Source organism: Pseudomonas sp. QL9, assembly GCF_041409665.1.
Lineage (GTDB): Bacteria > Pseudomonadota > Gammaproteobacteria > Pseudomonadales > Pseudomonadaceae > Pseudomonas > Pseudomonas knackmussii.
In genome coordinates this window covers 5,998,003-6,022,238 of sequence record NZ_CP166971.1, presented here as the reverse complement: position 1 = coordinate 6,022,238, position 24,236 = coordinate 5,998,003, and the positions used below count along the sequence as shown (strand labels likewise).

Sequence of the window (24,236 nt, the reverse complement as noted above, 5' to 3'; positions counted from 1 at the left end):
GTTGGTCTGTCCTTGTCCTTCGTTCGTCAGCCGGCTCAGTATCCGGCGCCTGAAACTCTAGACAATGAATGGCGTTGCCGCACCTGGCAGGGTGCGGCCGGTGCAGGGATCGTCGCCGGCTCGGCGTGCATGGCAAGATGGCGCCTCTTCAGTGCAGCCGGATCGGACCATGCCCCGCGAGAACTTCAATGACCTGCAGGCTTTCGTCAGCGTGGCCCGCGAGGGCAGCTTCACCCGCGCTGCGGCGCAGCTGGGCGTCTCGCAGTCGGCGCTGAGCCACACCATCCGCGCCCTGGAAAGCCGCCTGGGGGTGCGCCTGCTCAGCCGCACCACGCGCAGCGTGTCGCCCACCGAAGCGGGCGAACGCCTGCTGCTGACCCTGGCGCCGCGCTTCGAGGAGATCGAGGCGGAGCTGGCGGCGCTCAGCGACTTCCGCGACAAGCCGGTCGGCACCCTGCGCATCACCGCCGCCGAGCATGCCGCGACCACGGTGCTCTGGCCGAAGCTCGTGCAGGTGCTGCCGCAGTACCCGGACATCAAGGTGGAAGTGAACATCGACTACGGCCTCACCGACATCGCCGCGCAGCGCTTCGATGCCGGCGTGCGCCTGGGCGACCAGGTGGCCAAGGACATGATCGCCGTGCGCATCGCCCCGGACCTGCGCATGGCCGTGGTAGCCAGCCCCGAGTACCTGAAGGCTCACGGCCGGCCGGAAACCGTGCAGGCACTGGCCGAGCACGCCTGCATCAACCTGCGCCTGCCGACCTACGGCGGGCTGATGGCCTGGGAGTTCGAGCGCGATGGCCATGAGGTGAAGGCGCGGGTGGACGGGCAGCTGGTGTTCAACAGCAGCCCGCACATCCTGCGCGCGGCGCTGGCTGGTTTCGGCCTGGCCTACCTGCCGGAGGACATGGTGCTCGAGGCGGAAGCGGCGGGGCAGCTCGAACGGGTGCTCGACGACTGGTGCCCGACCTTCCCCGGCTACCACCTCTATTACCCGAGCCGGCGCCAGTCCTCGCGCGCCCTGGCGGTGCTGGTCGAGGCGCTGCGCTACCGCCCGTGACGGCTCGCTTTTAGCGCGGCAGACGTCCTTCGATGGGATAGGCCGGGTCGGAGTAGCCCGGTGTCGAGGCATGGCCCGGCGGCACCAGGCTGTCGACCAGGGCTTCGTCGGCGGCGTCCAGCTTCACCTGCAGCGCCTCCATGTAGCCGTCCCAGTGCGCCTCGGTGCGCGGCCCGGCAATGGCCGAGCTGACCAGGCGATTGTTCAGCACCCAGGCGAGGGCGAAGGCCGCCGAGGCAGTGCCGCGCGCCGCCGCATGCTCGGCGATGCGCTGAGCAACGTGCAGCGACTCGGGGCGCCATTCGGTCTGCTGGATACGCTTGTCGCCACGGCCGACGCGGGAGTCGGCGGGCGGTGCGGCATCAGGCTGGTACTTGCCGGTGAGCACGCCGCGCGCCAGTGGGCTGTAGGGCACCACGCCGATGCCGTAGTGCCCGGCAGCCGGCAACTGCTCGACCTCGGCCGTGCGGTCCACCAGGTTGTACAGCGGCTCGCTGGCCACCGGGCGGTCGATGCCCAGCTGGTCGGCCAGGCGCACCACCTCGGCGATGCGCCAGCCACGGAAGTTGGACAGCCCGTAGTAGCGCACCTTGCCCTGGCGGATCAGCTCGCCGACGGCGCGCAGGCCTTCCTCCAGCGGCGCGTCGTTCAGCGAGCGGTGGAAGTAGACGATGTCCAGGTAGTCGCTGCCCAGGCGCTTGAGGCTGGCCTCCACCGATTGATAGATCCACTTGCGCGACTGGCCCTGCTGGTTGGGGCCCTGGCCGAAGGCGTAGCCGAACTTGCTGGCGATCACCCAGTCGTCGCGGTTCGCGGCGATGGCGCGGCCGACGATCTCCTCGGAGCGGCCGGCATGGTAGACGTCGGCAGTGTCGATGAAGTTGACGCCCTGCTCATGGGCCTTGGCGATGATGCGCGCGGCCGTGGCTTCGTCGGTCTCGCCGCCGAACATCATCGCGCCCAGGCACAGGGGCGACACCTTGAGGGCGCTGTGGCCCAGATAGCGGTATTCCATGGGGGTTGCCTCAATATTCCTGGGTAGTGGGGCGGAAGAGGATCTCGTTGATGTCCACCGAGTCCGGCTGGCTCATGGCGAACAGCACCTGGTCGGTGTAGTCGGCCAGGACCGGGGCGATGTCGCCGAAAGCCTGGCGGGCGGGAGTGGGGGAAGTGCTCATGGGCTGTCTCCGGTGGGGGTGGGCCGTTGCCTTGCCGACCATGCTACGTAGCGGCCGCGCAGCGATTAAGAGCGCGGCTTCGCTTGGACCTATGAGCCGAGTTCATGAGTGACCGCCCATGAGTCATGAGCGGTGCTCATAAGCGAATGCGGATTCAGCTGGCTAATCAAGGCGGGGCAGGCTCAGTAAAGTTGAATCCACTCGAACCCACCTTGAATCGCCTCGGCAGAACCCGGGCAGGAGGAACTCCCATGGACAAACGCACACTCGGCAACGGCGGGCTGGAGGTCTCGGCCCTGGGCCTGGGCTGCATGGGCCTGAGCTTCGGCTACGGCCCGGCGACCGACAGGGCCGAGGCGATCGGCCTGATCCGCGCCGCCTTCGAGCGCGGCGTGACCTTCTTCGATAGCGCCGAGGCCTACGGTCCTTTCACCAACGAGGAACTGCTCGGAGAAGCCCTGGCGCCGATGCGCGATCAGGTGGTGATCGCCACCAAGTTCGGCTTTCTCGACGGCGATTCCAGCAAGGGCCTGGACAGCCGCCCGGAGCGCATCCGCGCAGTTGCCGAGGCTTCGCTGAAGCGCCTGAAAACCGACCGCATTGACTTGTTCTACCAACACCGGATCGACCCGAACGTGCCCATCGAGGATGTCGCCGGCACCGTCCGCGAACTGATCCAGGAAGGCAAGGTGAAGCACTTCGGCCTGTCCGAAGCCGGCGCGCAGTCGATCCGCCGCGCCCATGCGGTGCAGCCGGTGGCGGCGCTGCAGAGCGAGTATTCGCTCTGGTGGTGCGAGCCGGAGAAGGAGGTGCTGCCGGTACTGGAGGAGCTGGGCATCGGCTTCGTGCCCTTCAGTCCGCTGGGCAAGGGCTTCCTCACCGGCGCCATCGACGCGAACACGCACTTCGACGCCAGCGATTTCCGCAACGTGGTGCCGCGCTTCTCGGAAGAAAACCGCAAGGCGAATGCGGCACTGGTGGACGTACTGGGGCGGATCGCCGAGGGCAAGGGCGCCACCCGCGCGCAGATCGCCATCGCCTGGTTGCTGGCGCAGAAGCCCTGGATAGTGCCGATCCCCGGCACCACCAAGCTGCATCGCCTGGAAGAGAACCTCGGTGCCGCGCGAATCGTCCTCGATGCAGTCGACCTGGCCGCCATCGAAGCTGCCTTGCAGCAGATCCAGGTCGTCGGCGAACGCTACCCGGCGCACCTGCAACAACGCGTCGACCGCTGACGACAACTGGCGCCCGACTCCTGGCGGAGCGGGCGCCCGTCCTTCCCACTGCAAAACCCGCGTGCATGACCGAACAATTGATTTCCACCGCGACACCGCACCAGGGCCTCGGCGTCCTGCTGATCCTCAGCACCCTGATGGCCTTCGCTTCCATCTCCACCGACCTCTACCTGCCGGCGCTGCCGCACATGGCCGCTGCGCTGGCGGCCAGCCCCGGCAGCGTCGAGCTGAGCATTTCCGGCTACCTGGTCGGCTTCAGCCTCGGCCAACTGCTCTGGGGGCCGATCGGTGACCGACACGGCCGGCGCCTGCCCATCGCCATCGGCCTGGTGCTGTTCATCCTCGGCTCCGCCGGCTGTGCGCTGGCCACTAGCGCGCCGACGCTGATCGGCTGGCGCGTGCTGCAGGCGGTCGGCGCCTGCGCCAGCGTGGTCCTGGCCCGTGCCATGGTCCGCGACCTCTACTCGGGGCCTGCGGCTGCACGGATGCTCTCGACCTTGATGACCGTGATGGCGGTCGCGCCCCTGGTCGGGCCGAGCCTGGGCGGCCTGATCCTGCGGCTGGGGTCCTGGCAGGCGATCTTCTGGGTGCTGGTCGGCGTCGGCCTGGCCACCCTGGGCGCGCTGGCGCTGTTGCCGGAAACCCTGCCGGCCGAGCTGCGCAGCCGCGAACCCCTGGCCGGCGCCGTGCACCGCTACGGCGAACTGCTGCGGCAGCGGCGCTTCCTGGCCTACGCCGGCGCGGGCGGCTTCTTCTATGCGGGGATGTTCGCCTACATCGCCGGCAGCCCGTTCGCCTACATCGACTACCACCATCTTTCGCCGCAACTGTATGGCGTGCTCTTCGCCGTGGGCATCGTCGGCATCATGCTGACCAACCAGGTGAATGCGCGCCTGGTGGAATGCTACGGCAGCGACCGCCTGTTGCGCCTGGGTTGCGGCATGGCGGCGGGCGCCGGGTTGATCCTGGCAGCTGTCGCCGCAACCGACATGGGTGGCTTGCCGGCCTTGGCGCTGGCGCTGTTCCTGTTCATCGCGGCCACCGGTTTCGTGGTCGCCAACTCCATCGCCGGCGCCTTGGCCGGCTCGCCCCAGCAGGCCGGCGCGGTGTCGGCCCTGATCGGCTCGATCCATTACGGCTCGGGCATTCTCGGTTCTGCATTGGTCGGCTTGTGCGCCGACGGCACGCCCTGGCCGATGGGCTGGGTGATCGCCCTGTGCGGACTTGGGAGCTTGTGCTGCGCGCGGATGCTGGTGGCTGCCGGAGAGGCGCCGGCACGCTAGTGAATGTCGCGGGCAGGGCGCTTCAGCGCCAGGCCTGGTCGACCTGCCATTGCTGCGCGAGGCGCTGCAGCTCGCCCTGCTGGCGCAGCTGATCCAAAGCCGCCTGCCAGTTCGCGATTCGCTGTGCGTCGGTCTGCGGCGAGAAGGCGATGTAGACGCCCTGGCGCAGCAGCGCCAGGCGCAGGTGGATCTGGCGCGGGTCGATGCCGGCGTCGCGGGCCAGCGAGGTGATGGTGTGATCATCGGCCACCACCAGATCGGCGCGGCCGAGTTTCAGCAGGTTCATCATCTGCTCGGGGCTTTCCACGCCGTACAGGTTGTCCATGCCGTGCTTCTGCAGGTAGCTGTAGCCCAGCCATTTGCGCGGTACGGCGATGCGCCCGGCATGCCGGGCCTGTTCCAGGCTGGCCAGCGGCAGCGGCTTGTCGCCCAGCGAGTAGAGGCCGATCTGCACGTCCAGCGCCGGCCCGACCCAGCGGTACTGCGTTTCGCGCTCGGGGCTGCGGAGCACCAGGAAGACGCCGGTGTCCGGGGTTTGCGCGGCCAGCAGCAGGGCGCGGCGCAGGGGCGTCTGGTCCAGCCGCACGCGGTCGCCGGTGAGCCCTGCCAGCGCATGCACCAGGTCCACCCCGTAGCCTTTGAGCTGGCCCTGCTGCAGGAATTGCAGCGGTGGGTGGTCGTCGGTGAGCAGGTGCAGTTCGGCCGCGCTGGCGGCGAAAGAGCAAAGGGAAAGGAGGCAAGCGAACAGCAGCTTCATGAAGCGGATCCCGAGGATGAGGCGCGCCAGAGACTATAGGGCAGGATGGGCGTTGTCGCGGGACAAAATGGCCATTCGTCATCATTTTGCCAGCATCCATCGGAGCGCGCCGACCGCTTTGGCACGCGGCTTTGCGCGCAATGGCGATCGCCTCGGCGAGCGGAATCGGCCCCAAGGGTCGTATTCATCGCTGCGTTGGACGCCCGTAGGGCTATCCGGAGGCCCGCTCAATTCTCTAGACTCGCCGGACCCCGACCGCTGTGAGCTGCGACCTTGCCGAGAATTGCCGCCCGCTCTGCGTCATTGGTGCGCTTGTTGCGCGACTTCGTCCCCGCGCTCTTCCTCGCGTTCTTGCCCGCGTACCTGCTGGCCTGCGAGAAGACCCTGCGCTGGGACGACGATCCGCCTTTCAGCATGCAACTGGAGGACGGTTCGGTCGGCGGCATCTACGTCGACCTGAACCGCCACGTGCTGGAGCGCATGGGCTGCCGCACGATACTGGTCAAGCTGCCCTGGGCGCGGGCACTGAAGGAGCTGGAGAACGGTCACCTGGACGTGCTGCCCGGCGCCTTCCGCAAGCCCGAGCGCGAGGTCTACGCCTACTTCTCCGGCGCAATCTGGAAACCGTCGCGCAACATCCTCTTCATGCGCAAGGAGCTCCAGGCGCAATACCTGTTGCACGACCTGCTCGATCTGCTGAGCACTTCATTCCGCCTCGGCGCCCAGGTCGGCGTGGCCTACGGCGAGTCCTACCAGCAGCTCATGAGCCACACCGACTTCGCCGGGCGGGTGTTCTTCAACGCCAACCGCCTCAACCTCTGGCACATGATCGACAAGGAGCGCCTCGACGGCATCATCGCCGACGAGAACAGCGGCCTGTACGAGCTGCGCCAGCTGGGGCTGAGCGAGCGCATCGTGGCCACCGACGTGGTGGTCTCCTCGGACGCCTCGGAAGTGGCCTTCAGCAAGCGCTCGAACACCCCCGAGTTCGCCGACCACTACGCCCAGGAGATGCGCGCGGTGGTCGATAGCGGCGAGTACCAGCACATCGTCGACCGCTACCTCGGCCGCTGACGCCGCCTCAACCCAGCCCCTCGGCCTGCAGGTGGGCCTTCAAGTAGTCGATGAACACCCGCACCTTGCGGGTGGTGCGCCGGTGCGGCAGGAAGAGCACGTGGATGGTCGGGCCGAAGGCGCTCTGGTCGCGCCAGCAATCCGGTAGCTGCTCCACCAACTCCCCGCGTTCCAGGTGGGCGTGCTCCAAATCCTCTCTGTGGGCACCGACGCCGAGGTGCTGCGCCTGAAGCAGCCCGGCCCCCAGGTCATCGACCCGCACGGCAAGGTGCTTAAAGCCCGGTTCGCCGGCCGCGAGATCTATAGTCGTCGGGGCGCGAGCCTGTAGCGAGGCTCCCGCCGGAGCCCGGTATTCTTCGTAACAAGGAGCCTTGCAGTGATCATTCATTCCTTCGTCAGCGACCTTCGCGACCCCTACCAGCGCGGCCGGCAGATCGGCGAGCAGTGGGCGGCGCAGATCGGCCGCAGCCTGGACCTGTACCTGGCGTTCTTCCCCAAGCTGGGCATTCCCAACGTGCAGGTTCGCAACATCGGCGAGGCCAGCCTGGCCGCGCTGGATGCCTGGTGCCCGGCGCTGGCGCGGGAGATCGAAGGCCTGGCCGAAGGCGTGCAGCGCCCGCTGTGGCAACTGGCGGCGCTGAACGCGCGCACCGAGATTCTCGCGGTGATGCCGGCGCAGCCGGTGGAAGGCGAGTGCTCCACCTCGGTGTACGCACCGGCCGGTGCGGCGGCTCCGCTGAGCCTGCAGACCTGGGACTGGCACGACAGCCTGGTGCCCCACGGCCTGCTGCTGCAGTTCGTCGGCGCCACAGGCCTGACGGTCAAGCTGTTCACCGAGTTCGGCATGCTCGGCAAGATCGGCGTGAACAGCGCCGGCCTGGGCCTGCACTTCAACATCCTGCACCACGCCAGCGACAACGGTGACGCCGGGGTGCCGGTGCACGCCATAGCCCGCCGCGTGCTGGAAGAGGCGCGCAGCGTGGAGGAGGCCATCGCCCTGGCGCGTTCGGCACGGGTGAGTGCTTCCACCGTGCTGACCGCCTTCACCCAGGCTGATGGGAAGCCGCGCGCGGCAAGCATCGAGATGAGCCCTGCGCATGTTGGCGTGGTCCTGCCCGGCGACGACGGCTGGCTGCTGCATACCAACCACTTCCTCGACCCCGATCTGGTCCGTGGCGAACGCACCGCCGACGTCTCCACTACCTATGCGCGCCTCGATCACCTGAAGGCGATGACCCCGGAAATGGTTCGTACCGAGCTGGTCGAGCGCGCCGATGCCTTCTGCGGCGCGGCGGGCGATCAGGCGGTGGTGTGCTTCCACCCGGACCCGAGCCAGCCGGAAACCGAGCGCTGGGAAACCTTGTTGTCGGTATCCATCGACACCGCCGGCTGCGCCCTGGAGTACGTCGCCGGCACCCCGAAGGCCCTGGCCCGCGACGGCGCCTTGTGCTTCTGAGCCGTCGGGCGACGTCCGCGCGGCGTCGCTCCCGACACTTCCAACTCTCCTGACGCCCCGCCGCCGCGAGCGGAGCGGGGCGCCTGGTCCTAGTGGCTCGACGCGGTCTTGAAGTCGGTCCAGGCACGCATCCGCGCCCGCATGGTGCGCTGCGGGATGTCCTTGCCGGGGATCAGCCGCTTGTAGGTGGCTTCGTCGACGTAGATATCCGGGTTGTCGCGCATCAGCGGATCGACCATCGGCTTGGCCTTGGCGCTGGAGGTCGGGTAGCCGGTGGCGTTGCTGATCGCCGCCATGTTCTGCGGCCGCATGATGAAGTTGATCAACGCGTAGGCGTACTCCGGGTGCTGCGCATCGGCGGGGATGGCCATGGTGTCCATCCAGATGCTGGTGCCCTCGCGCGGCACGCGGTACTCGAAGCGCTCCTTCTTGCCCGCTTCGTCGGCGGCGCGCTGCGCCTGGGTGACGTCGCCGCTGTAGCCGAGCGACAGGCAGATGTCGCCGTTGACCAGTTGCGTGACCGGCTGCGACTGGAACTTGCGGATGTACGGCTTGATCCGCTTGAGCACCGCTTCGGCGTCGGCCAGGTCCTTGGGATCGCCACTGCGCGGGTCGCGGCCGATGTAGTTGAGCACCACGGCCAGCACTTCGTCGGGCGAGTCGATCATCGAGATGCCGCAATCGGCGAACTTCGCCGCCAGCTCCGGCTTGAACAGCATGTCCAGGCTGTTCACCGGCGCATCCGGCAGGCGCTTGTCGATCATCGCGCGGTTGAAGGTCAGGCCGACGGTGCCCCAGGTGTAGGGCACCACGGCGTGGCGCGAGTAGGGGTACTTGGTCTGCAGCTCGCGCAGGCCCGGCTCGATGTCGTCCAGGTGCTCCAGCTTCGCCGGGTCGAGCTTCTGCAGCGCGCCGGCGCGCATCAGCCGCTCGGCCACGGTGTCGCCGGGGAAGATCATGTCGTAGCCGCTGTGCCCGGACATCATCTTGGCTTCCAGCGTCTCGCTGCTGTCCATGATGTCGTAGACCACCTGGATGCCCGTCTCGCGGGTGAAGGCGGCGAGGGTGTCGGGGGCGAAGTAGTCGGCCCAGTTGTACAGGTGCAGGACCTTGTCCTCGGCGTGCGCGCTCAGCTGCGCGCCGGCCAGGATCAGCCCCAGCGCGGCCATGCGGATCGGTTTGTCGCGTTTCATCGTCAGACTCCCAGGCCTTGCCAGCGTGGATGGACGTGCTGGCCGTCGAGGCCCAGCAGCGGGCCGTACATTTCCGGCCGGCGGTCGCGGTAGATGCCCCAGCTCAGGCGTTCCTCACGCATCGCAGCGAGGTCGAGGGTGCGCACCTGCACACCGGCCGTTTCGCGGTCGGCAGAGGCCAGCAGCTGGCCCTTGTGGTCGCTGATGAACGAGGAGCCGTAGAAGCGCATGCGCAGGCTGGCGTCGCTGCCGGCCACTTCCTCGCCGATGCGGTTGGAGGCCAGCACCGGCAGCAGGTTGGCGGCGGCGTGGCCGCGCTGGGTCATCTGCCAGTGATCGCGCGAGTCGAGATGCGCGGCGCCCGGCTCGGAACCGATGGCGGTGGGGAACAGCAGCACCTCGGCGCCTTGCAGCGCCAGGCAGCGCGCGGTCTCGGGGAACCACTGGTCCCAGCAGATGCCGATGCCCAGGCGGCCGACGGCGGTGTCCCAGACGCGGAAGCCGGTGTCGCCGGGGCTGAAGTACTCCTTCTCCTGGTAACCGATGGCGTTGGGGATGTGCGTCTTGCGGTAGACCCCGAGCAGGCGGCCGTCGGCGTCGGCCACGGTCAGCGAGTTGAAGTAGGCGTTGCCGGCGCGCTCGAACCAGCTCAGCGGCAGCACCACGCCCAGCTCCCCGGCGAGGTCGGCGAAGCGCGCGAGCAGCGGGCTGCCGGCGTAGGGTTCGGCCAGGGCGAGGTGGCGGTGGTCCTGCTCGATGCAGAAGTAGGGGGTTGCGAAGAGTTCCGGCAGCAGGATCAGCCGCGCGCCTGCGGCGGCCGCTTCGCGCACCAGGCGCTCGGCGGTGTCGAGGTTGGCGCGCAGGTCCCAGCTGCAGGCGAATTGCACGGTGGCGACGGTCAGCAGGCTCATCGCATCACCCCCGCACCGGCCAGGCCGGCTGCTGCTGGGTGATGCAATGCACGCCACCGCCGCCGTGGGCCAGGTGGTTGATCTGCACCGGCACCACTTCGCGGCCGGGGAAGGCCAGGCGCAGGGTTTCGGCGGCTTCCTGGTCGGCGTCGATGCCGTAGGCCGGCATGATCACCGCGCCGTTGGCCAGGTAGAAGTTGGTGTAGGAGGCGCAGAAGACTTCCGCCTCGGGATCGACCGCGTCGCTGGCCTCGAAGAGTTCGAGCATCTCGAAGCGGCGGCCCTGGGCGTCGGTGGCAAGTTCGAGGGCGCGGCGGTTTTCCTTCGCCACTTTCGCGTAGGTGGAGTTCGCGTCCCGGGTGGCGTCGATCAGCAGCGCGCCGGGGCGAGCGAAGGCGCAGACGCCGTCGACGTGGCCGTCGGTCATGTCGCCGGTGACGTAGTCCGGATCGCCCGGCAGCCAGATGGTCTTGCGGATGCCCAGCAGGCGGCTGAACACGTCCTCGATCTCGCGCTTGCTGATGCCCGGGTTGCGGTTGCCGTTGAGCAGCACCGATTCGGTGGTGATCAGCGTGCCTTCGCCGTCGACGTGGATGGCGCCGCCTTCGTTGGCCAGCGGCGTGCCGAAGCATTCCAGGCCGAGCTGGTTGAGGATGCGCCGGCCGAGGCCCTCGTCGAGCCCGTGGGCCGACTTGCCGCCCCAGGCGTTGAAGCGCCAGCTCACGCCGGCCAGGCCCAGTTGCGGGTGGCAGACGAACGTCGGGCCGGAGTCGCGGCACCAGCTGTCGTCGATGGCGATCGGCAGCAGTTCGACGTTCGCGCCGCACAGTTCGCGGGCGCGCTCCACGGCCGAAGGGTCGACCACCATCTTCACCGGCTCGAAGCGGGCGATGGCGTTGGCGACCCGGGCGAAGTCTTCCTGCACTTGCTCCAGCGTCACCCGCCAGCTGCCTTCCCAGAGCGAAATGTTGTGCGGGAAAGCCATCCAGGTGGCGGCGTGGGGGACCCATTCGGCAGGCATGCGCCAGCCGTTCTGCCAATCGTCGTTGCGATGCATAGCGGAACCTTCAGGTAAGGAATTTTTATTGGATGGAAACGGAGGTAGGCGCCTGGAGTTCATCCTAGGCCTGTGAAATCGCGGCAACAAACGATAGATTTTGCGGAAATTCGATTAGCAGGACTTATCGATCATGCTCAAGCACTGGCCCCCGCTGAATGCCCTGCGCGGTTTCGAAGCTGCCGCCCGGCTGGGCAGCTTCCACAAGGCCGCCGAGGAGCTGCACCTCACCCAGTCGGCGATCAGCCAGCAGATCCGCAGCCTGGAGAGCTTCCTCGAACAGCCGCTGTTCCATCGCCAGGGGCGCAAGGTGGCGCTGACCGACGCCGGCTTCGACCTGCTCAGCACCACCCAGGCGCTGCTGCAGCAACTGGCCGTGGGCATCCGCCGCCTGGACCAGTACCGCAAGCCGAACCAGTTGGTGGTCAACACCACGCCGGCCTTCGCCCGCCACTGGCTGGTGCCGCGCCTGGGCGACTTCCATCGCCGCCACCCGCAGGTCGACCTGTGGCTGCTGACCACCGACGAGACGCCGGACATGGCGACCCAGACGGTCGACGTCGCCGTGCGCGACGACCTCAGCGCCCAGGCCGAATGCACCTTCCGCGTGCTGCTGGAGGACCGCCTGTATCCGGCCTGTCATCCGGCCGTGCTGGCGCAGCCGGAAGCCGAGCGCACCACCCTGCACGGCGAGCGCGAGATGGACTGGGCCTACTGGCAGCTGCAGGGCGGCGAGTCGGTCGGGCAGTGCGCCAAGGGCCTGAACTTCTCCGATCCGGGCCAGTTGCTCGATGCCGCCTGCCAAGGGCTCGGCATTGCGTTGGTCAGCCGCCTGCTGGCCGGCGACGCCCTGGCGCGCGGCAGTCTGGTGGCGCTCACCGAACAAAGCGTGCGCGGCGCCAACTGGGCCTGGCTGGTGCACCGCGACAGCGAGCGCAACGCCCTGGCTGGGGACTTCTGCGACTGGCTGGCCGAGGCGTTGCAAGGTTGAGGCGCGAGGCTCGCGGTTCTGCTAAAAAGCGAACCCCGATCTCCCATTGCGTAGGACACGCCATGACCACCGCCTTGCTCATCATCGACGTACAACAGGCCCTCTGCAGCGGCGCCGGTGCCGCCCATGACATCGAGCGCGTGCTGCAGCGGATCAACGGCCTGAGCCAGCTGGCGCGCGCCGCCGGCGTGCCGGTGGTGCTGGTCCAGCACGAAGAGCCGGACGGCGACTTCCGCTACGACAGCGACGGCTGGCAACTGGCCGAAGGGTTGCTGGTGGGCGAGGGCGATGCGCGCGTGCGCAAGACCACGCCGGACTCCTTCAACGGCACCGACCTGGCCGAAGTGCTGAACGAACTGGGCGTCGACGGCCTGGTGATCTGCGGCCTGCAGACCGACTTCTGCGTCGACACCACGGTGCGCAGCGCCCTGGCCAAGGGCTATGACGTGACCCTGGTGGCCGACGCCCACTCGACCGTCGACAACGCCGTGCTCAAGGCCGAACAGATCATCGCCCACCACAACGCCACCTTCTCCAGCATGAGCAGCTTCGCCCCGCGCCTGGAGGTGCTGGCGGCTGCCGAGGTGAGCGTCCGCTAGTCGGCAAGCGCGCACGCTGTGGCGTGGTGGCGGTCCTAACCCGCAGGAGCGGTCGGGCCCGCTACCTATACTCAATGAAGACGCCGTGCCGGGGAGGGGCGGCCGGGCATCGGCAATGACGCGGTACGGGCGGGCCGCGCAGCGAGTGCGTCGCCATGAACGCTGTTCCGCAACTGCTATCCGCCATCCGCTGGTCATTCGCCGCCGCGCTGCTCGGTCTTGCGCTGGCACTGGGCGGCTGCGCCGGGCATCCGAGCAAGCCGGTCGCCCCGGAGACCTGGCAGCAGGTGGACGCCGACCTGGCGGCAGCCTCCAGAACCGCCAGCGGCAAGGCCGAGGACTACGCCCAAGGCGCCATGCAGGACTGGATGGATCTGGTCTACCAGCGCACCGATGCGGACTTCATCCCCTGGTTCTCCAGCTACTGGACCCAGGAATGGCTGGGCGTGCGGGTGGCCTGGTACAAGCTCGGCGCGAAGAACGACGAGGAGCCGGCCACGCGCCTGGCCAACTACCTGCAAGGGCAATACCGCAAGCGCGTGCTCGACGCGGTGGGGCGGCAGATGGACCCCGACTCGATCATGCAGGCCTCCACCGATTACTACCTGCAGGAACTGGGAGCCCAGGTGAAGGCGATGCCCGGCCGCTACGGCATCGCCCAAGGCGATTTCGACCGCCGCCTGCAAGACATCCCGGCCATCGTCCTGGGCCCGCCAGAGGCGCGCAACGCCTCGCTGTTCCAGCTGCTCCACGCGCGTTCGCCGCAGTCGGTGCCGGCCTATACGGCGCTGCTCGAACACGTGCGCCAGGCCGGCAAGGCCGGCACCAGCGTCGAGGAACCGGACGCCGGCATGGCGGCGGTGGCCAAGCAGACCAGCGAACGACTCGTCGGCGAGATGACCGTCGGCGGCGCGGCCAGCGCAGTTGCCTCGGCGGTGGGCAAGGTGGCGGGCGCGATGATCTCCCTCGGCAGCCTCGGCTTTAGCGTGATGAGCCGCGACAAGGCTCGGCCGGAAATGGAGGTGCAGCTGCGCAAGAGCGTCAACGCGGCCTTCGACGAGCAATGGCTGAAACTGATGAACGACCCCGACAGCGGCGTGCTGGCCGGGGTGCGCTACCTCTCGATACAGGTCGAAGGCAACCTGCTCGAAAGCGAACAGCCGCGCGTGCAGGCCGCACCGCAGTCGGTCCCGGATGCCGGCCAGGTGCCCTGAAGCGATCAGTTGGCTGGCGCGGGCTCGCTCAAGTCGGTCACCGTGACGCGCATCCCCCCGTGGTTGTTGTGGTAGAAGCCCAGCACGTCGTTGGCGCAGAACTGCAGCTCGCCGCGCGGCAGATTACTGAGATCGCCGCCGTTGCCCAGCACGCGCCACGGCGAAGTCCCCTCGGGCCCCTTGCTGCGCACCAGCAGTACCATCCAGGGTGCCGATGGTACGCGCTTGGCCCAACCCATCCAGGCGCGAACGCCACCCGGATCGGGACTGAGGCCGCTGGCCGGGGTCATCGGATCGGTATCGTCGGACCATTCGCCTTCGACGGAGAAGTGATAGGTGTGCCCGGCCTGGACCTGGTAGCCGGAGTCGTAGCTGGAAGCGGTCGCGGGGACGTAGTAGGGACACATGTTCACCTCCGTGTGCTCGCCTGGAGCATCTGTTGCCGCCGTTGCGCCATCGCCGAGGTGCTCTGTGCAATGGCCATGGGCTGGGCGACGGCCCTGGCGTTGAGAATGCGCGCGAGGGTGGCGCGCACCGTGGCATCGTCATTGTCGAAGTCGCCGTGGTGGCGTGCCGCCGAGGCACCGCGATCGCCCGCCGGCAGGTTGTTCGGCGCCTGGACCCAGTCGGCGTTGCCGCCGGCCTTGAACAATTGCATGAGCGCACGGGTTTTGCGGATGAACGTGGCCATGCCCAGGATCGGCTCGCCATCGGGGTGGATCAGCGGGATGCGCACCTGATCCTCGAAGGCGTCGGATACCAGGTAGAGCAGCGACTTGTTGTAGATACGCGCGCAGTTGTCGTCCCGTTCTGCCTGGTCGGTGAGGGTGAACAGCCCGAAGCGGCCAATGCGGCCGTTCTGGATCGGCTGCAGGTAGGCGTCCAGGAACAGCTGCATGGTGCAGGCCGGCGCCCACAGGTGACAGCTCGCTACGGAGACATTCAGGCCCTGCAGGCCGCTGCCGGCCATGGGGCCGCCGTTCATGGCGCCCTGAGTGGTGAGGTATTGCACCAGTGGCGCAAGCAGGATGCTGCCGGCGCTGTGTCCGACCAGGTGGATTTCCACGCCGGCCGGGGCAAGCTGCGCCAGGTAGCTTGCCGCCAGGCACGCACCACCATTGGCGCCGGTGGTGGCGAGCAGGGCGTTCTCCTTCATTTCGTCCCACTCGGCCTTGCCGCTCAGCAAGCGGGCGAGGGGTTCGAGCAGGTCGTCGGCGCGGTCGAGCATGAAGTCCAGGCTGGCGTCCAGCACGCCTTCGGGACGCCGCCGGCGCATGGCGTCGGCGAGGATGTTGCCCAGTGTGGTCCAGAAGTCGGAATGCCAGATGAAGGCCAGCGGATAGCACTCGGCGTCGAGCAGGGCCTGGCGATAGCCGCTGACGGTCTCGATGGCGCTACTCTGGCTGACCAGCCCACCGTGGGCGTAGACGACGATGCGTTTCTTCTTCCAGCCCTGGGTCAGGCGTGGGAAGTCCACGGTGAAGATTTCATTCACGCCATCCGCCGTGGTGCCTATGTCGCCCTGCGGATCGAGCAGGCCGTTGTTGCCCAGGCTGATGACGTGGGGGCGCACATCGCGCAGCGTTTCCATGGAGAAGCTGGCGCTGCCGCCGGCGGCGGAGTTGGTCTGCTTGGCCACCAGCGTGCTGCGGATCGGCGCGCCGAGTCGCGCGACCCAGGTGTCCGAGCCGTTGGCCAGCCAGTCGTCGTAGCTCAGGTGGCCGAAGCCCTGGTAGCCCCACGTTGGACCCCAGGAGTTCTGCACCCAGAACCCGTCCTCGTCGTAGGCGACTATGGCGAAGGCGTGGCCGCCAAGCAGCTTGTCCGAGGGCGGAATCCTGCCGCTCTGCGCGTCGACAGCCTCCCAGCCGGCGTGGACGTTGGCGCTGGCATAGAGCACGCCGACCTCGGCGAGGGCCGCATGCATCGCCACGATATCGGTGTGGTTGACCCTGAAGTAGGCACCCAGCGGCCGCTCGGAAGCTTCCGCGGCCAGGGCGGAACTGAAGGTCGGGGCGGCCTTGCCGGCCGGCCAGTTGGCGTCCTTGCAGATGCCGTGCTTGTACCAGCCCTTCATGGCCCCCCGGCAACTGGAGCCGTCATATTCCACGCCGGCCCACTCGTCGTAACGCCTGGCCATGTCGTAGAACATCTGCGGGCTGACGTCTGTGGCGTCGGGCTTGTACTGGCGGGTGCGCAGCAGGTAATGGGCGACCGTGGCCAGGCCGTAGCCGGTGCATGCGCCCTGTTGGCCCTGGTCGAGGATCGGCACCTTGGCCTTGCGGTAGTCGGCGAGCTCGCGGCGGATCGGCACCTCCACCAGGGTCGGCACATAGAGGTTGTCGCGAAAGTCGAGGCTGTCCGGGCGGGCGTCGAGTGTCCGCCGAGTGGCCTTGGGCGGCGCAGTCGTCTTCTTGGCGGTGGCGGCTTTTGCGGGAGATTTACGTTGGGCGGGTTTGGCTGCGGCCGTGGCCGCCGTCTTGCGGGTCCGGGGTGCCATGGGTGCTCTCCTTGCCGCTCCGTGCGCGGCTGGCACAACCTTGTTCTGCTACTGCCTCCTGAGCGCGGGAAACTGCCGTGTGCCGGGCTCTCCAGCGAAGGCTAGCCAAGCCGTGCCGGCGCGGGAGAAACGCCGACCTGCGGTCCACGCCGGGAACCGGTAAATTAGCCGCACCCCGTTCTACCCCCGGAGATATCCATGCCTGCACTGCCCCTCGCCAAACGCCTGCCCACCCTCGACGGCATAGTCGCCGCCCACGCCGAACTGCGTGCCCGGCGGCCGTTGGTGCAATGCCTGACCAACGTGGTTTCGGCGAACTTCATGGCCAACGTGCTGCTGGCCGCCGGGGCCTCGCCGGCGATGGTCGACAACCCCGAGGAGGCCGCCGGGTTCGCCAAGGTGGCCGGTGCCGTGCTGGTCAACCTGGGCACGCCGACCAGCGCCCAGGTCGAGTCGATGCGCCTGGCCGTGCAGGCGGCGAACGCGGCGGGGCGGCCCTGGGTGCTCGATCCGATTGGCGCTGGCGGCCTGCCTTGGCGCGGCGCGGTAGCCGCCGAGCTGCTGCGACAGAACCCTTCGGTGGTGCGCGGCAATGCCTCGGAGATCATCGGCCTGGCCGGGCTGGGCGAGGGTGCGCCGGGCTTCGACAGCTCCGACGACCCGGCGCAAGCGGTGCCGGCGGCGGTGGAGCTGCTGCGGCAGTGCCAGGCGGTTTCGGCTTCGGGGCCGGTCGACCATGTGCTCGGCTGGGTCGGCGATAGCGCAGACAGCGCCGTGCCGCGCCTGCTGCGCATCGGTGGCGGCAGCGCCTTGCTGCCGCGAGTGACTGCCTCGGGTTGCGCACTGGGTGCGCTGGTCGCTGCCTACCTGGCGGTCAGCGAAGATGCCTTCACCGCCCTGAGCGCGGCCCATGTGCATTTCGCCGTGGCTTCGGAGCTGGCCGAGGAGGGCAGTCGTGGTCCTGGGACCTTCGCCGCGCTCTTCCTCGATGCGCTGGATGCGGTGGATGCTGAACTCATCCGCCAGCGCGCGCAGCTGATGCCGGAGCAGGCCGGCGCCTGATTCGTCAGGCGAAGGCGTCCAGGCCCTGCACCAGGCGTTGCGCCAGGCGCGGTTCGCGCAGACGCTCCAGCCACCAGTGCAGCGCCGGACCTTCCTGGTCGCCGCGCCAGCCGACGTAGAGGATGTTCGGCTCGCGCGGATCGGCCGTGGCTTTCTCCACCAGCTCGCCGCGCGCCAACAGCCCGCTGACCCGCTGGCGCGGCAGCCAGCCGACACCCAGTCCGGCGCGCTGGGCGAGGATCTTGCCGCGCATGCTTGGCACCGCCAGCACCGGCTGCCCGCCGGAAACCCCGTAGGTACGACCTTGGCCATCGCGTGAAGAGTCCGCCACGACCACCGCCCGGTGCTCGGCGAGCTGGGCCCGGCTCAGTGGCTCGGTGGCCTTGGCTAGCGAGTGTTTGGGCGCCACGGCGAACACCCAGTCCATGCGGCCCAGCTCGAACCAGCGCAGAGAAGGCGTCGCCGGTGGCTCGTTGGTGGCGCCTATGACCAGATCGGCGTGGCCATCGCGCAGCGCCTCCCAGACACCCTTGAGCACTTCGTGGGTGAAGCGCAGCGATACGCCCGACTGCAGCGCGTCGAACCCGTCTATCACCGGCAACAGGCTGTCGAACTCCAGCAACTCATCCGTGACTATCCAGAGCCGGCTCTCCCAGCCGTTGGCGACCTGCTGCACGCGGCGGGTCAGGCGCTCCACATCCTGCTGCAGGCGCTCGGCCTCGCGCGCCAGCAGCTCGCCGGCCGGGGTCAGCTGCAGGCGGTAGCGGCGGCGGTCGAAGAGCAGGGCGTCGAAGCGTTCTTCCAGTTGCCGCGCGGCGTAGGACACGCTGGAAGGCGCCTTGCCCAGGCGCGCCGCGGCGCGGGACAGGCTGCCGGTGTCGCGGATGGCTTGCAGCAGGGCGAGTTCTTCGGTGGCAAGCATGTTCGAAACCTTCGAATGTTCTGGTCGGTGGAATCGTACGTCATTCGAACGAGAGTGCCGCAACATCCTCTCCAACGGCGCTACCGAATCCCCGGTAGGCCGATCCGCCATCGAGGATGCCCCCATGAAATTCTTCTTCCACCCGTCCCCCAACCCGATGAAGGCCGCGCTGCTGCTGGAGGAACTGCAGGTTCCCTACGAGCTGATCGGCGTCGATACCTTCAAGGGCGAGCAGCACACGCCGGCCTTCCGCAAGATCAACCCGAACGCCAAGGTGCCGGCGCTGGTCGATGGCGACGCCACCGTGTTCGATTCCCACGCGATCCTGCTCTACCTCGCCGAGAAGCACGGGCGCTTCCTGCCCACCGGCGCGGTCGAGCGCGCGGCGCTGCTGTCCTGGCTGCAGTTCATCGCCACCGGGCTGTCGCCGTTCTCCGGCCAGGCCGTGCACTTCCTGCACCATGCTCCTGAAGAGCTGCCCTATGCGCGCAACCGCTACCTGAAGGAAGTCGAGCGGCACTACCGGGTGCTCGACGAACGCCTGGCGCAGAGCCGCTACCTGGCTGGCGACGAGTACAGCATCGCCGACATCGCGTTGTGGGGCTGGGCCAACTTCGCCGGCTACATCCTTGGCGAGCAGGGCCTGAGCGCTTATCCGCACGTGCAACGGCTGGTCGCCGAAATCGCTGAGCGGCCGGCGGCGCAGCGCGCCCTGCAACTCAAGGAGCGCCTGGTGCTGAAGGCCGAGTTCGACGAGGAAACCCGTCGCGCGCTCTTCCCGCAGAACGTCCCGGCCTGAGCCCAGGAGGTCTTCCCATGAGCACGTCCGCTACCCATCCGCTTGCCGGCCGCCTGCAACTGAACAACCTGGCGCTGGCCGTGGCCGATCTCCCCAGGGCAATCGACTGGTACCAGCGCGTCCTCGGCTTTGCCGTCGAGGAGCGCGGGCACTTCGAGCCGGTGGCGGCGGACTTCGCCATGCTGGTCGGCGCCGGCATCCGCCTGGAGCTGGTGGCCAGCCGCCGCGCGACCCTGCGCGAGGTCGACCGTACGCCGCCGCCACGGCACCTGCAGGTGCTCGGCTGGAAGGCGCTGGTGCTGCAGTGCGACGACCTCGCCGCAGTGGGCGAGCACCTGCGCGCGGCGGGCGTCGAGTTGCTCTGGGAGGAGCAGCCGCTGAACGAGTCGCGCAGCTCGACCCTGCTGCGCGACCCGGAAGGCAACCTGATCAACCTCTTCGGCCCGCGTCGCTAGCGGAAATCGCGGCTGCGCACGTCCAGCCCGCTGAGCAGCTCGGTGCGATCGAGCAACTGTTCGGCGATCACGTGGCGCACGCCGCTTTCGCTTTCCAGGCGGCCGCGCACCTGCAGCAGCTGCGCTTGCAGGAAGACCCGGCGCTGGCGCTCGGCGAGGTCGCGCCAGACCACCACGTTGATCAGGCCGAACTCGTCTTCCAGGGTGACGAAGGTGACGCCGCTGGCGGTCTGCGGGCGCTGCCGGCCGATCACCAGCCCGGCGACGCTCAGCGGCCGGTCGGGCTCGAGATCCGGCAGTTCGCGCGAGCTGCGGCAGCGCAGCGCCTTCAACTGGCTGCGCAGCAGGCTCATTGGATGCGGGCCGAGAGTGGTGCCGACGCTGGCGTAGTCGGTGAGCATGTCTTCGCCGACGCTGGGCAGCGGCAGGCTCACCGGGGTTTCCGCCGCGCTTTCCTGGCCGGCGAACAGCGGCAGCTGCGGTTCCACCCCGGCGGCGGCCCAGCGCGCGCGGTGGCGGTGCCCGGCCAGGCCGCGCAGGGCGCCGGCGTCGGCCAGGCGTTCGCGGGTGGCGGCGTCGAGGTTGCTGCGGTAGCTGAGGTCTTCCATGTCGCGGAAGTCGCGCTGCTGGCGGGCCTGGGCAATGCGCTGTGCGACGTCTTCGCGCAGGCCGCGGATCATGCGCAGGCCCAGGCGGATCACCGGCTGCGGCTGGCCGTTGTCCTCCAGGGCGCAGTCCCAGTCGCTATAGCGCACGTCCACCGGGCGCACCTCGATGCCGTGGCGGCGCACGTCCTGCAGCACCTGGTCGGGGCTGTAGAAGCCCAGCGGCCAGCTGTTGATCAGGGCGCAGGCGAAGGCCGCCGGCTCGTGGCATTTCAGCCAGCAGCTGGCGTAGGTGAGCAGGGCGAAACTGGCGGCGTGGGACTCGGGGAAGCCGTAGCTGCCAAAGCCCTTGATCTGCTCGAAGATGCGCGCGATGTATTCCTGCGGGTAGCCCTTGGCGCCCATCCGCTCGAACAGCTTCTGCCGGTGCGGCTCCAGGCCGCCGTGGCGCTTCCAGGCGGCCATCGAGCGGCGCAGCTGGTCGGCCTCGCCGGGGCTGTATTCGGCGGCGATGATCGCCAGTTGCATGACCTGTTCCTGGAACAGCGGCACGCCGAGGGTGCGCTGGAATACCGGCTTGAGCTCTTCGGAGGGGTATTCCACCGGCTCCTCGCCGTTCCGCCGACGCAGGTAGGGGTGGACCATGTCGCCCTGGATCGGCCCCGGGCGGACGATGGCCACCTCGATCACCAGGTCGTAGAAGGTTTTCGGGCGCAGGCGCGGCAGCATGGCCATCTGCGCCCGCGACTCGATCTGGAACACCCCCACGGTGTCGGCGCGGCTGATCATCGCGTAGGTCTGCGGGCACTCCGCCGGCAGGCTGGCGAGGCTCCAGCGCTGGCCGCGGTAGCGCTCGATCAGGTCGAAGCAGCGGCGCAAGGCGCTGAGCATGCCCAGGGCGAGCACGTCGACCTTGAGCAGACCGACCGCGTCGAGGTCGTCCTTGTCCCACTGGATCAAGGTGCGCTCGGGCATGGCGGCGTTCTCCACCGGCACCAGGCTGTCCAGCGGCTGCTGGGAAATGACGAAGCCGCCCGGGTGCTGCGACAGGTGGCGCGGGAAGCCGATCAGCTCGGCGGTCAGCGCCAGTACCCGGCGCAGGATGGGGCTCTGCGGGTCGAAGCCGGCCTCGGCCAGTTGTTCTTCCGGCGGCACTTTTTCGCTCCAGCGTCCGCAGCGATCGGCCAGGGCGTCGACCTGGTCCGGCGGCAGGCCCAGGGCCTTGGCCACGTCGCGGATCGCCCCGGCGCTGCGGTAGCTGCTGACTACGGCGGTCAGCGCCGCGCGATGCCGGCCGTAGCGGCGGAACACGTACTGGATGACTTCCTCGCGGCGCTCGTGCTCGAAATCGACGTCGATGTCCGGCGGTTCGTTGCGTTCGCGGGAGATGAAGCGCTCGAACAGCAGGTTGCCGTGCGACGGGTCCAGTTCGGTGATGCCGAGGGCGAAGCACACCGCCGAATTGGCCGCCGAGCCACGGCCCTGGCAGAGGATGCCGCGGCCACGGGCGAAGGCGACCAGGTCGTGGACGGTGAGGAAGTAGCTGTCGTAGCCGAGCTCGGCGATCAGTGCCAGTTCGTGCTCGATCTGCTGGCGGGTCTTGGCGCTCTCGCCGTCCGGCCAGCGCTGGCGCAGGCCTTCCTCGGTCTTCTCGCGCAGCCAGCTGCTCGGCGTGTGGCCTTCGGGCACCAGTTCGCGCGGGTACTGGTAGTCCAGTTGGTCGAGGTCGAAGGTGCAGCGTTCGGCGATGCGCAGCGTCTCTTCCAGCAAGGCTGGCGGATACAGCTCGGCCAGCACCTCGCGCGGGCGCAGGTGGCGCTCGCCATTGGGGTACAGCCAGGCACCGGCCTCGTGCACCGGCAGGTGCTGGCGGATGGCGGTCATGCAGTCCTGCAGGGCGCGGCGGCCACGGGCGTGCATGTGCACGTCGCCACAGGCCACGGCGGGGATGCCCTGGCGCTCGGCCAGGGCCAGGGCCTGGCGCAGGCGGCCGGCGTCGTCGGCGCCGCGATGGAGCTCCACGCCGAGCCAGAGGCGCCCGGCGAAGCGTTCGCGCAGCCAGGCGCCGTGGGGTTCGCCATCAGGCTCGGGCAGCCAGATCGCCAGCAGGCCGCCGAGGTCGTCGTCGAAGTCTTCGCGCACCAGGTGGTAGCTGCCCTTGTCGGCGCGGCGCCGGGCCTGGGTGATCAGCCGGCAGAGGTTCTGGTAGCCGGCCAGGTCTTGCGCCAGCAGGACCAGCGTGGGGCCGGCGTCGATGCGCATTTCGCTGCCGACGATCAGCGCCAGTTCACAGGCCTTGGCCGCCTGCCAGGCGCGGACGATGCCGGCCAGGCTGCACTCGTCGGTGATCGCCAGGGCGCGGTAGCCCAGGCGCGCGGCACGCTCGAAGAGTTCCTGGGCGCTGGAGGCACCGCGCTGGAAGCTGAAATTCGACAGGCAGTGCAGTTCGGCATAGGCGTGGGTCATGCGAACCAGCCATGGATCAGCCACGGCCCCTCGCTGCCGACCTCGCGGTAGACCCAGGCGTGCTGGCCGGCACGGGTCTCCACCAGGTAGTAGTCGCGGCGCAGGTCGCCGCCATCCCACCAGCCGGACTCGATGCGCTCCGGTCCGGCGAGGATGCGCGGTGCGGCTTCGCGCAATACCTGCGGTTGCGCCAGCAGCCAGCCGGGGCGCGGGCCGCAGGGTGCCAGCGGCGGCGGACGCGGGTTGTCGCGCGGTTGCCAGGCCTGCTCCGGTCGGTGCTCGGCGAGGGCGCCCAAGCCATGTACGGCGTCGTCGCCGAGACGGGCGCGCAGGCGTTCGCGCAGTTGCTCCCAGGGCAGCGACTGCTGCGGGCGCTCGTCGAACAGCTGGCGGTGCTCGGGGGCGAAGGCCGGCAGCTCGTCGGCGTGCAGGCGCACGGCATACACCGGGGCGGGCAACTGCAGGTGCTCCAGGCGGCCACGGGTCAGCTCGAAGAGCATCGCCGGGTCGCGCTCGGCGCTGAGCAGGCCGACCGGCATGCGCGTGTCGCCTCGGCCGTGGTGTTCCAGGTGCAGCTCGAAACGCTGCACGCCGCTGTCGCGCCCGGCGAGGAAGGCGGCGAGGTCGCCGGTCAGGCGGCGCAGCGGGAAGAGCAGGGCCTGGGTCGATTCGACGTCGAAGTTCAGCTCGATACGCGACTCGAAGACCTCCGGCGGACGGTAGAAGTCCAGGGCCAGGGCGCGCTGGCCGAGCAGGGCGTCCAGGTGCTGCAGCAGCGTCGGCGGGAAGCGCCGGGCCAGGCCGTCGCGGGGCAGGGTGAGGACCTGCTGCAGGCTGCGCAAGCCCATGCGCGCCAGGCTGGAAAGGGCTTCTTTCGGCAGGCCGCAGCGATCCAGCGGCAGGCGGCCGAGGACTTCACGCAGCTCGCCGGGGTCTTCCACGACCAGGCCGTCGCCGGCGTTGACCAGCACCCGCGCGGCGACCGGATTGGGCGCCAGGCCGATGCGCTGGCGAAAGCCCAGGGCGTCCAGTTCGGCGCGCAGGCGTGCCTCGAAGCGCGGCCAGGGCCCGAACAGGCCGAGGCTGGAACGCACCTCCAGCAGCAGGGCGCGCGGATAGTGCTGGCTGACCTGTGAGCTGAAGCCGTAGGCCCAGGCGGCGAGCAGGTCGTGGCAGCGCTGGATTTCCTCTGCGTCGTAGTCGGCACAGGCGAAATCGCCGCTCAGGGCGCGCGCGGCGGTCAGCGATTGCCCGGGGCGCAGGCCGAGCTGGCGGGCCGCCAGGTTGAGCGCCTGGATGACACGGCGCTGCGCCGGGCCGCCGAGCAGGGCCAGGGGTGCTTCGGGATCGGCGCGGCCGCGCAACGCGGCGTCCATCGCCAGCTGTGGCAAAAGGATGCAGGCCCAGAGCATGTCG

24 protein-coding genes are annotated in these 24,236 nt (G+C 68.9%); 12 read left to right on the top strand and 12 right to left on the bottom strand.

Features of this window, described 5'->3' with window-relative positions:
- Positions 1 to 169: 169 nt before the first annotated feature.
- Positions 170 to 1,063, top strand: a complete 894-nt coding sequence (locus ACA097_RS27975; protein WP_043252207.1) for a LysR family transcriptional regulator — start codon at positions 170 to 172, stop codon at positions 1,061 to 1,063.
- Positions 1,064 to 1,073: 10 nt separating this feature from the next.
- Here ACA097_RS27975 and ACA097_RS27970 read toward each other — a convergent pair whose 3' ends face one another.
- Positions 1,074 to 2,078 carry an aldo/keto reductase gene (locus tag ACA097_RS27970; RefSeq protein ID WP_043252209.1) on the bottom strand — a complete coding sequence of 335 codons (1,005 nt, stop codon included), beginning with the start codon at positions 2,076 to 2,078 and terminating at the stop codon, positions 1,074 to 1,076.
- Between the two features lie 10 nt (positions 2,079 to 2,088).
- Complete coding sequence (locus tag ACA097_RS27965; RefSeq protein ID WP_167333366.1) at positions 2,089 to 2,241, bottom strand: hypothetical protein; 153 nt, start codon at positions 2,239 to 2,241, stop codon at positions 2,089 to 2,091.
- A gap of 251 nt (positions 2,242 to 2,492) precedes the next feature.
- Here ACA097_RS27965 and ACA097_RS27960 point away from each other — a divergent pair, with 251 nt between their 5' ends.
- Together ACA097_RS27960 and ACA097_RS27955 are read left to right on the top strand one after the other, a co-directional pair.
- Complete coding sequence (locus ACA097_RS27960) at positions 2,493 to 3,476, top strand: aldo/keto reductase (RefSeq protein ID WP_043252211.1); 984 nt, start codon at positions 2,493 to 2,495, stop codon at positions 3,474 to 3,476.
- A 65-nt stretch (positions 3,477 to 3,541) separates the two neighbouring features.
- Positions 3,542 to 4,759 carry a multidrug effflux MFS transporter gene (locus ACA097_RS27955; protein WP_052355268.1) on the top strand — a complete coding sequence of 406 codons (1,218 nt, stop codon included), beginning with the start codon at positions 3,542 to 3,544 and terminating at the stop codon, positions 4,757 to 4,759.
- A 22-nt stretch (positions 4,760 to 4,781) separates the two neighbouring features.
- Here ACA097_RS27955 and ACA097_RS27950 read toward each other — a convergent pair whose 3' ends face one another.
- Positions 4,782 to 5,516, bottom strand: coding sequence for an ABC transporter substrate-binding protein (locus ACA097_RS27950; protein ID WP_043252212.1), 735 nt, complete (start codon positions 5,514 to 5,516; stop codon positions 4,782 to 4,784).
- A 306-nt stretch (positions 5,517 to 5,822) separates the two neighbouring features.
- On the opposite strand from ACA097_RS27950, the gene ACA097_RS27945 reads away from it, so the two are divergent.
- Complete coding sequence (locus tag ACA097_RS27945) at positions 5,823 to 6,590, top strand: substrate-binding periplasmic protein (protein WP_371370586.1); 768 nt, start codon at positions 5,823 to 5,825, stop codon at positions 6,588 to 6,590.
- A gap of 7 nt (positions 6,591 to 6,597) precedes the next feature.
- Here ACA097_RS27945 and ACA097_RS27940 read toward each other — a convergent pair whose 3' ends face one another.
- The gene (locus ACA097_RS27940) at positions 6,598 to 6,780 is read right to left on the bottom strand and encodes a hypothetical protein (protein ID WP_330873407.1); all 183 of its coding nucleotides are present in this window, start codon (positions 6,778 to 6,780) and stop codon (positions 6,598 to 6,600) included.
- Between ACA097_RS27940 and ACA097_RS27935 the strand changes: the two genes are divergently transcribed.
- Positions 6,772 to 6,918, top strand: coding sequence for a hypothetical protein (locus ACA097_RS27935; protein ID WP_371367592.1), 147 nt, complete (start codon positions 6,772 to 6,774; stop codon positions 6,916 to 6,918). The genes ACA097_RS27940 and ACA097_RS27935 overlap by 9 nt on opposite strands.
- A gap of 48 nt (positions 6,919 to 6,966) precedes the next feature.
- Positions 6,967 to 8,046 carry a C45 family autoproteolytic acyltransferase/hydolase gene (locus ACA097_RS27930; RefSeq protein ID WP_371367590.1) on the top strand — a complete coding sequence of 360 codons (1,080 nt, stop codon included), beginning with the start codon at positions 6,967 to 6,969 and terminating at the stop codon, positions 8,044 to 8,046.
- A gap of 89 nt (positions 8,047 to 8,135) precedes the next feature.
- Here the strand turns inward: ACA097_RS27930 and ACA097_RS27925 are convergent, their stop codons facing one another.
- The 3 genes from ACA097_RS27925 to ACA097_RS27915 are packed head-to-tail and all read right to left on the bottom strand — an operon-like array spanning position 8,136 to position 11,207.
- Complete coding sequence (locus ACA097_RS27925) at positions 8,136 to 9,239, bottom strand: extracellular solute-binding protein (protein WP_371367588.1); 1,104 nt, start codon at positions 9,237 to 9,239, stop codon at positions 8,136 to 8,138.
- Positions 9,240 to 9,241: 2 nt separating this feature from the next.
- On the bottom strand, positions 9,242 to 10,150 hold the full coding sequence (gene aguB, locus ACA097_RS27920) for an N-carbamoylputrescine amidase (RefSeq protein WP_371367585.1): 909 nt from the start codon (positions 10,148 to 10,150) through the stop codon (positions 9,242 to 9,244).
- A gap of 4 nt (positions 10,151 to 10,154) precedes the next feature.
- The gene (locus ACA097_RS27915; protein WP_371367583.1) at positions 10,155 to 11,207 is read right to left on the bottom strand and encodes an agmatine/peptidylarginine deiminase; all 1,053 of its coding nucleotides are present in this window, start codon (positions 11,205 to 11,207) and stop codon (positions 10,155 to 10,157) included.
- Between the two features lie 133 nt (positions 11,208 to 11,340).
- Between ACA097_RS27915 and ACA097_RS27910 the strand changes: the two genes are divergently transcribed.
- The 3 genes from ACA097_RS27910 (at position 11,341) to ACA097_RS27900 (ending at position 14,011) form a co-directional block, all read left to right on the top strand.
- A complete protein-coding gene (locus ACA097_RS27910; RefSeq protein ID WP_371367581.1) occupies positions 11,341 to 12,198 on the top strand; it encodes a LysR substrate-binding domain-containing protein in 858 nt (285 codons plus the stop codon).
- Positions 12,199 to 12,260: 62 nt separating this feature from the next.
- A complete protein-coding gene (locus ACA097_RS27905; protein WP_371367579.1) occupies positions 12,261 to 12,797 on the top strand; it encodes a cysteine hydrolase family protein in 537 nt (178 codons plus the stop codon).
- Positions 12,798 to 12,952: 155 nt separating this feature from the next.
- The gene (locus ACA097_RS27900) at positions 12,953 to 14,011 is read left to right on the top strand and encodes a hypothetical protein (RefSeq protein ID WP_371367577.1); all 1,059 of its coding nucleotides are present in this window, start codon (positions 12,953 to 12,955) and stop codon (positions 14,009 to 14,011) included.
- Positions 14,012 to 14,016: 5 nt separating this feature from the next.
- Here the strand turns inward: ACA097_RS27900 and ACA097_RS27895 are convergent, their stop codons facing one another.
- Together ACA097_RS27895 and ACA097_RS27890 are read right to left on the bottom strand one after the other, a co-directional pair.
- On the bottom strand, positions 14,017 to 14,418 hold the full coding sequence (locus tag ACA097_RS27895; RefSeq protein WP_371367575.1) for a hypothetical protein: 402 nt from the start codon (positions 14,416 to 14,418) through the stop codon (positions 14,017 to 14,019).
- A 2-nt stretch (positions 14,419 to 14,420) separates the two neighbouring features.
- Positions 14,421 to 16,511 carry a C1 family peptidase gene (locus ACA097_RS27890; RefSeq protein WP_371367573.1) on the bottom strand — a complete coding sequence of 697 codons (2,091 nt, stop codon included), beginning with the start codon at positions 16,509 to 16,511 and terminating at the stop codon, positions 14,421 to 14,423.
- A gap of 198 nt (positions 16,512 to 16,709) precedes the next feature.
- On the opposite strand from ACA097_RS27890, the gene thiM reads away from it, so the two are divergent.
- On the top strand, positions 16,710 to 17,573 hold the full coding sequence (gene thiM / locus ACA097_RS27885; protein WP_084166628.1) for a hydroxyethylthiazole kinase: 864 nt from the start codon (positions 16,710 to 16,712) through the stop codon (positions 17,571 to 17,573).
- Between the two features lie 4 nt (positions 17,574 to 17,577).
- Here the strand turns inward: thiM and ACA097_RS27880 are convergent, their stop codons facing one another.
- Positions 17,578 to 18,495 carry a LysR family transcriptional regulator gene (locus ACA097_RS27880; protein WP_371367570.1) on the bottom strand — a complete coding sequence of 306 codons (918 nt, stop codon included), beginning with the start codon at positions 18,493 to 18,495 and terminating at the stop codon, positions 17,578 to 17,580.
- A gap of 124 nt (positions 18,496 to 18,619) precedes the next feature.
- Here ACA097_RS27880 and ACA097_RS27875 point away from each other — a divergent pair, with 124 nt between their 5' ends.
- Complete coding sequence (locus ACA097_RS27875) at positions 18,620 to 19,294, top strand: glutathione S-transferase family protein (protein ID WP_371367568.1); 675 nt, start codon at positions 18,620 to 18,622, stop codon at positions 19,292 to 19,294.
- Between the two features lie 17 nt (positions 19,295 to 19,311).
- A complete protein-coding gene (locus ACA097_RS27870) occupies positions 19,312 to 19,749 on the top strand; it encodes a VOC family protein (protein WP_371367566.1) in 438 nt (145 codons plus the stop codon).
- On the opposite strand, the gene ACA097_RS27865 is transcribed toward ACA097_RS27870, so the two are convergent.
- Together ACA097_RS27865 and ACA097_RS27860 are read right to left on the bottom strand one after the other, a co-directional pair.
- The gene (locus ACA097_RS27865; RefSeq protein WP_371370585.1) at positions 19,746 to 22,820 is read right to left on the bottom strand and encodes an error-prone DNA polymerase; all 3,075 of its coding nucleotides are present in this window, start codon (positions 22,818 to 22,820) and stop codon (positions 19,746 to 19,748) included. The two genes, ACA097_RS27870 and ACA097_RS27865, sit on opposite strands and share 4 nt — an antisense overlap.
- Complete coding sequence (locus ACA097_RS27860; RefSeq protein WP_371367564.1) at positions 22,817 to 24,232, bottom strand: DNA polymerase Y family protein; 1,416 nt, start codon at positions 24,230 to 24,232, stop codon at positions 22,817 to 22,819. The genes ACA097_RS27865 and ACA097_RS27860 overlap by 4 nt, the downstream gene beginning before the upstream one ends.
- Positions 24,233 to 24,236: the final 4 nt, after the last annotated feature.

Coding starts and splice junctions, on each gene's coding strand:
- ACA097_RS27860 (WP_371367564.1), bottom strand. CDS start 24,232: ATGCTCTGGGCCTGCATCCTTTTGCCACAGCTGGCGATGGACGCCGCG.
- thiM (WP_084166628.1), top strand. CDS start 16,710: ATGCCTGCACTGCCCCTCGCCAAACGCCTGCCCACCCTCGACGGCATA.
- aguB (WP_371367585.1), bottom strand. CDS start 10,150: ATGAGCCTGCTGACCGTCGCCACCGTGCAATTCGCCTGCAGCTGGGAC.
- ACA097_RS27870 (WP_371367566.1), top strand. CDS start 19,312: ATGAGCACGTCCGCTACCCATCCGCTTGCCGGCCGCCTGCAACTGAAC.
- ACA097_RS27880 (WP_371367570.1), bottom strand. CDS start 18,495: ATGCTTGCCACCGAAGAACTCGCCCTGCTGCAAGCCATCCGCGACACC.
- ACA097_RS27960 (WP_043252211.1), top strand. CDS start 2,493: ATGGACAAACGCACACTCGGCAACGGCGGGCTGGAGGTCTCGGCCCTG.
- ACA097_RS27865 (WP_371370585.1), bottom strand. CDS start 22,820: ATGACCCACGCCTATGCCGAACTGCACTGCCTGTCGAATTTCAGCTTC.
- ACA097_RS27950 (WP_043252212.1), bottom strand. CDS start 5,516: ATGAAGCTGCTGTTCGCTTGCCTCCTTTCCCTTTGCTCTTTCGCCGCC.
- ACA097_RS27970 (WP_043252209.1), bottom strand. CDS start 2,078: ATGGAATACCGCTATCTGGGCCACAGCGCCCTCAAGGTGTCGCCCCTG.
- ACA097_RS27910 (WP_371367581.1), top strand. CDS start 11,341: ATGCTCAAGCACTGGCCCCCGCTGAATGCCCTGCGCGGTTTCGAAGCT.
- ACA097_RS27895 (WP_371367575.1), bottom strand. CDS start 14,418: ATGTGTCCCTACTACGTCCCCGCGACCGCTTCCAGCTACGACTCCGGC.
- ACA097_RS27915 (WP_371367583.1), bottom strand. CDS start 11,207: ATGCATCGCAACGACGATTGGCAGAACGGCTGGCGCATGCCTGCCGAA.
- ACA097_RS27900 (WP_371367577.1), top strand. CDS start 12,953: ATGAACGCTGTTCCGCAACTGCTATCCGCCATCCGCTGGTCATTCGCC.
- ACA097_RS27875 (WP_371367568.1), top strand. CDS start 18,620: ATGAAATTCTTCTTCCACCCGTCCCCCAACCCGATGAAGGCCGCGCTG.
- ACA097_RS27965 (WP_167333366.1), bottom strand. CDS start 2,241: ATGAGCACTTCCCCCACTCCCGCCCGCCAGGCTTTCGGCGACATCGCC.
- ACA097_RS27955 (WP_052355268.1), top strand. CDS start 3,542: ATGACCGAACAATTGATTTCCACCGCGACACCGCACCAGGGCCTCGGC.
- ACA097_RS27925 (WP_371367588.1), bottom strand. CDS start 9,239: ATGAAACGCGACAAACCGATCCGCATGGCCGCGCTGGGGCTGATCCTG.
- ACA097_RS27905 (WP_371367579.1), top strand. CDS start 12,261: ATGACCACCGCCTTGCTCATCATCGACGTACAACAGGCCCTCTGCAGC.
- ACA097_RS27975 (WP_043252207.1), top strand. CDS start 170: ATGCCCCGCGAGAACTTCAATGACCTGCAGGCTTTCGTCAGCGTGGCC.
- ACA097_RS27890 (WP_371367573.1), bottom strand. CDS start 16,511: ATGGCACCCCGGACCCGCAAGACGGCGGCCACGGCCGCAGCCAAACCC.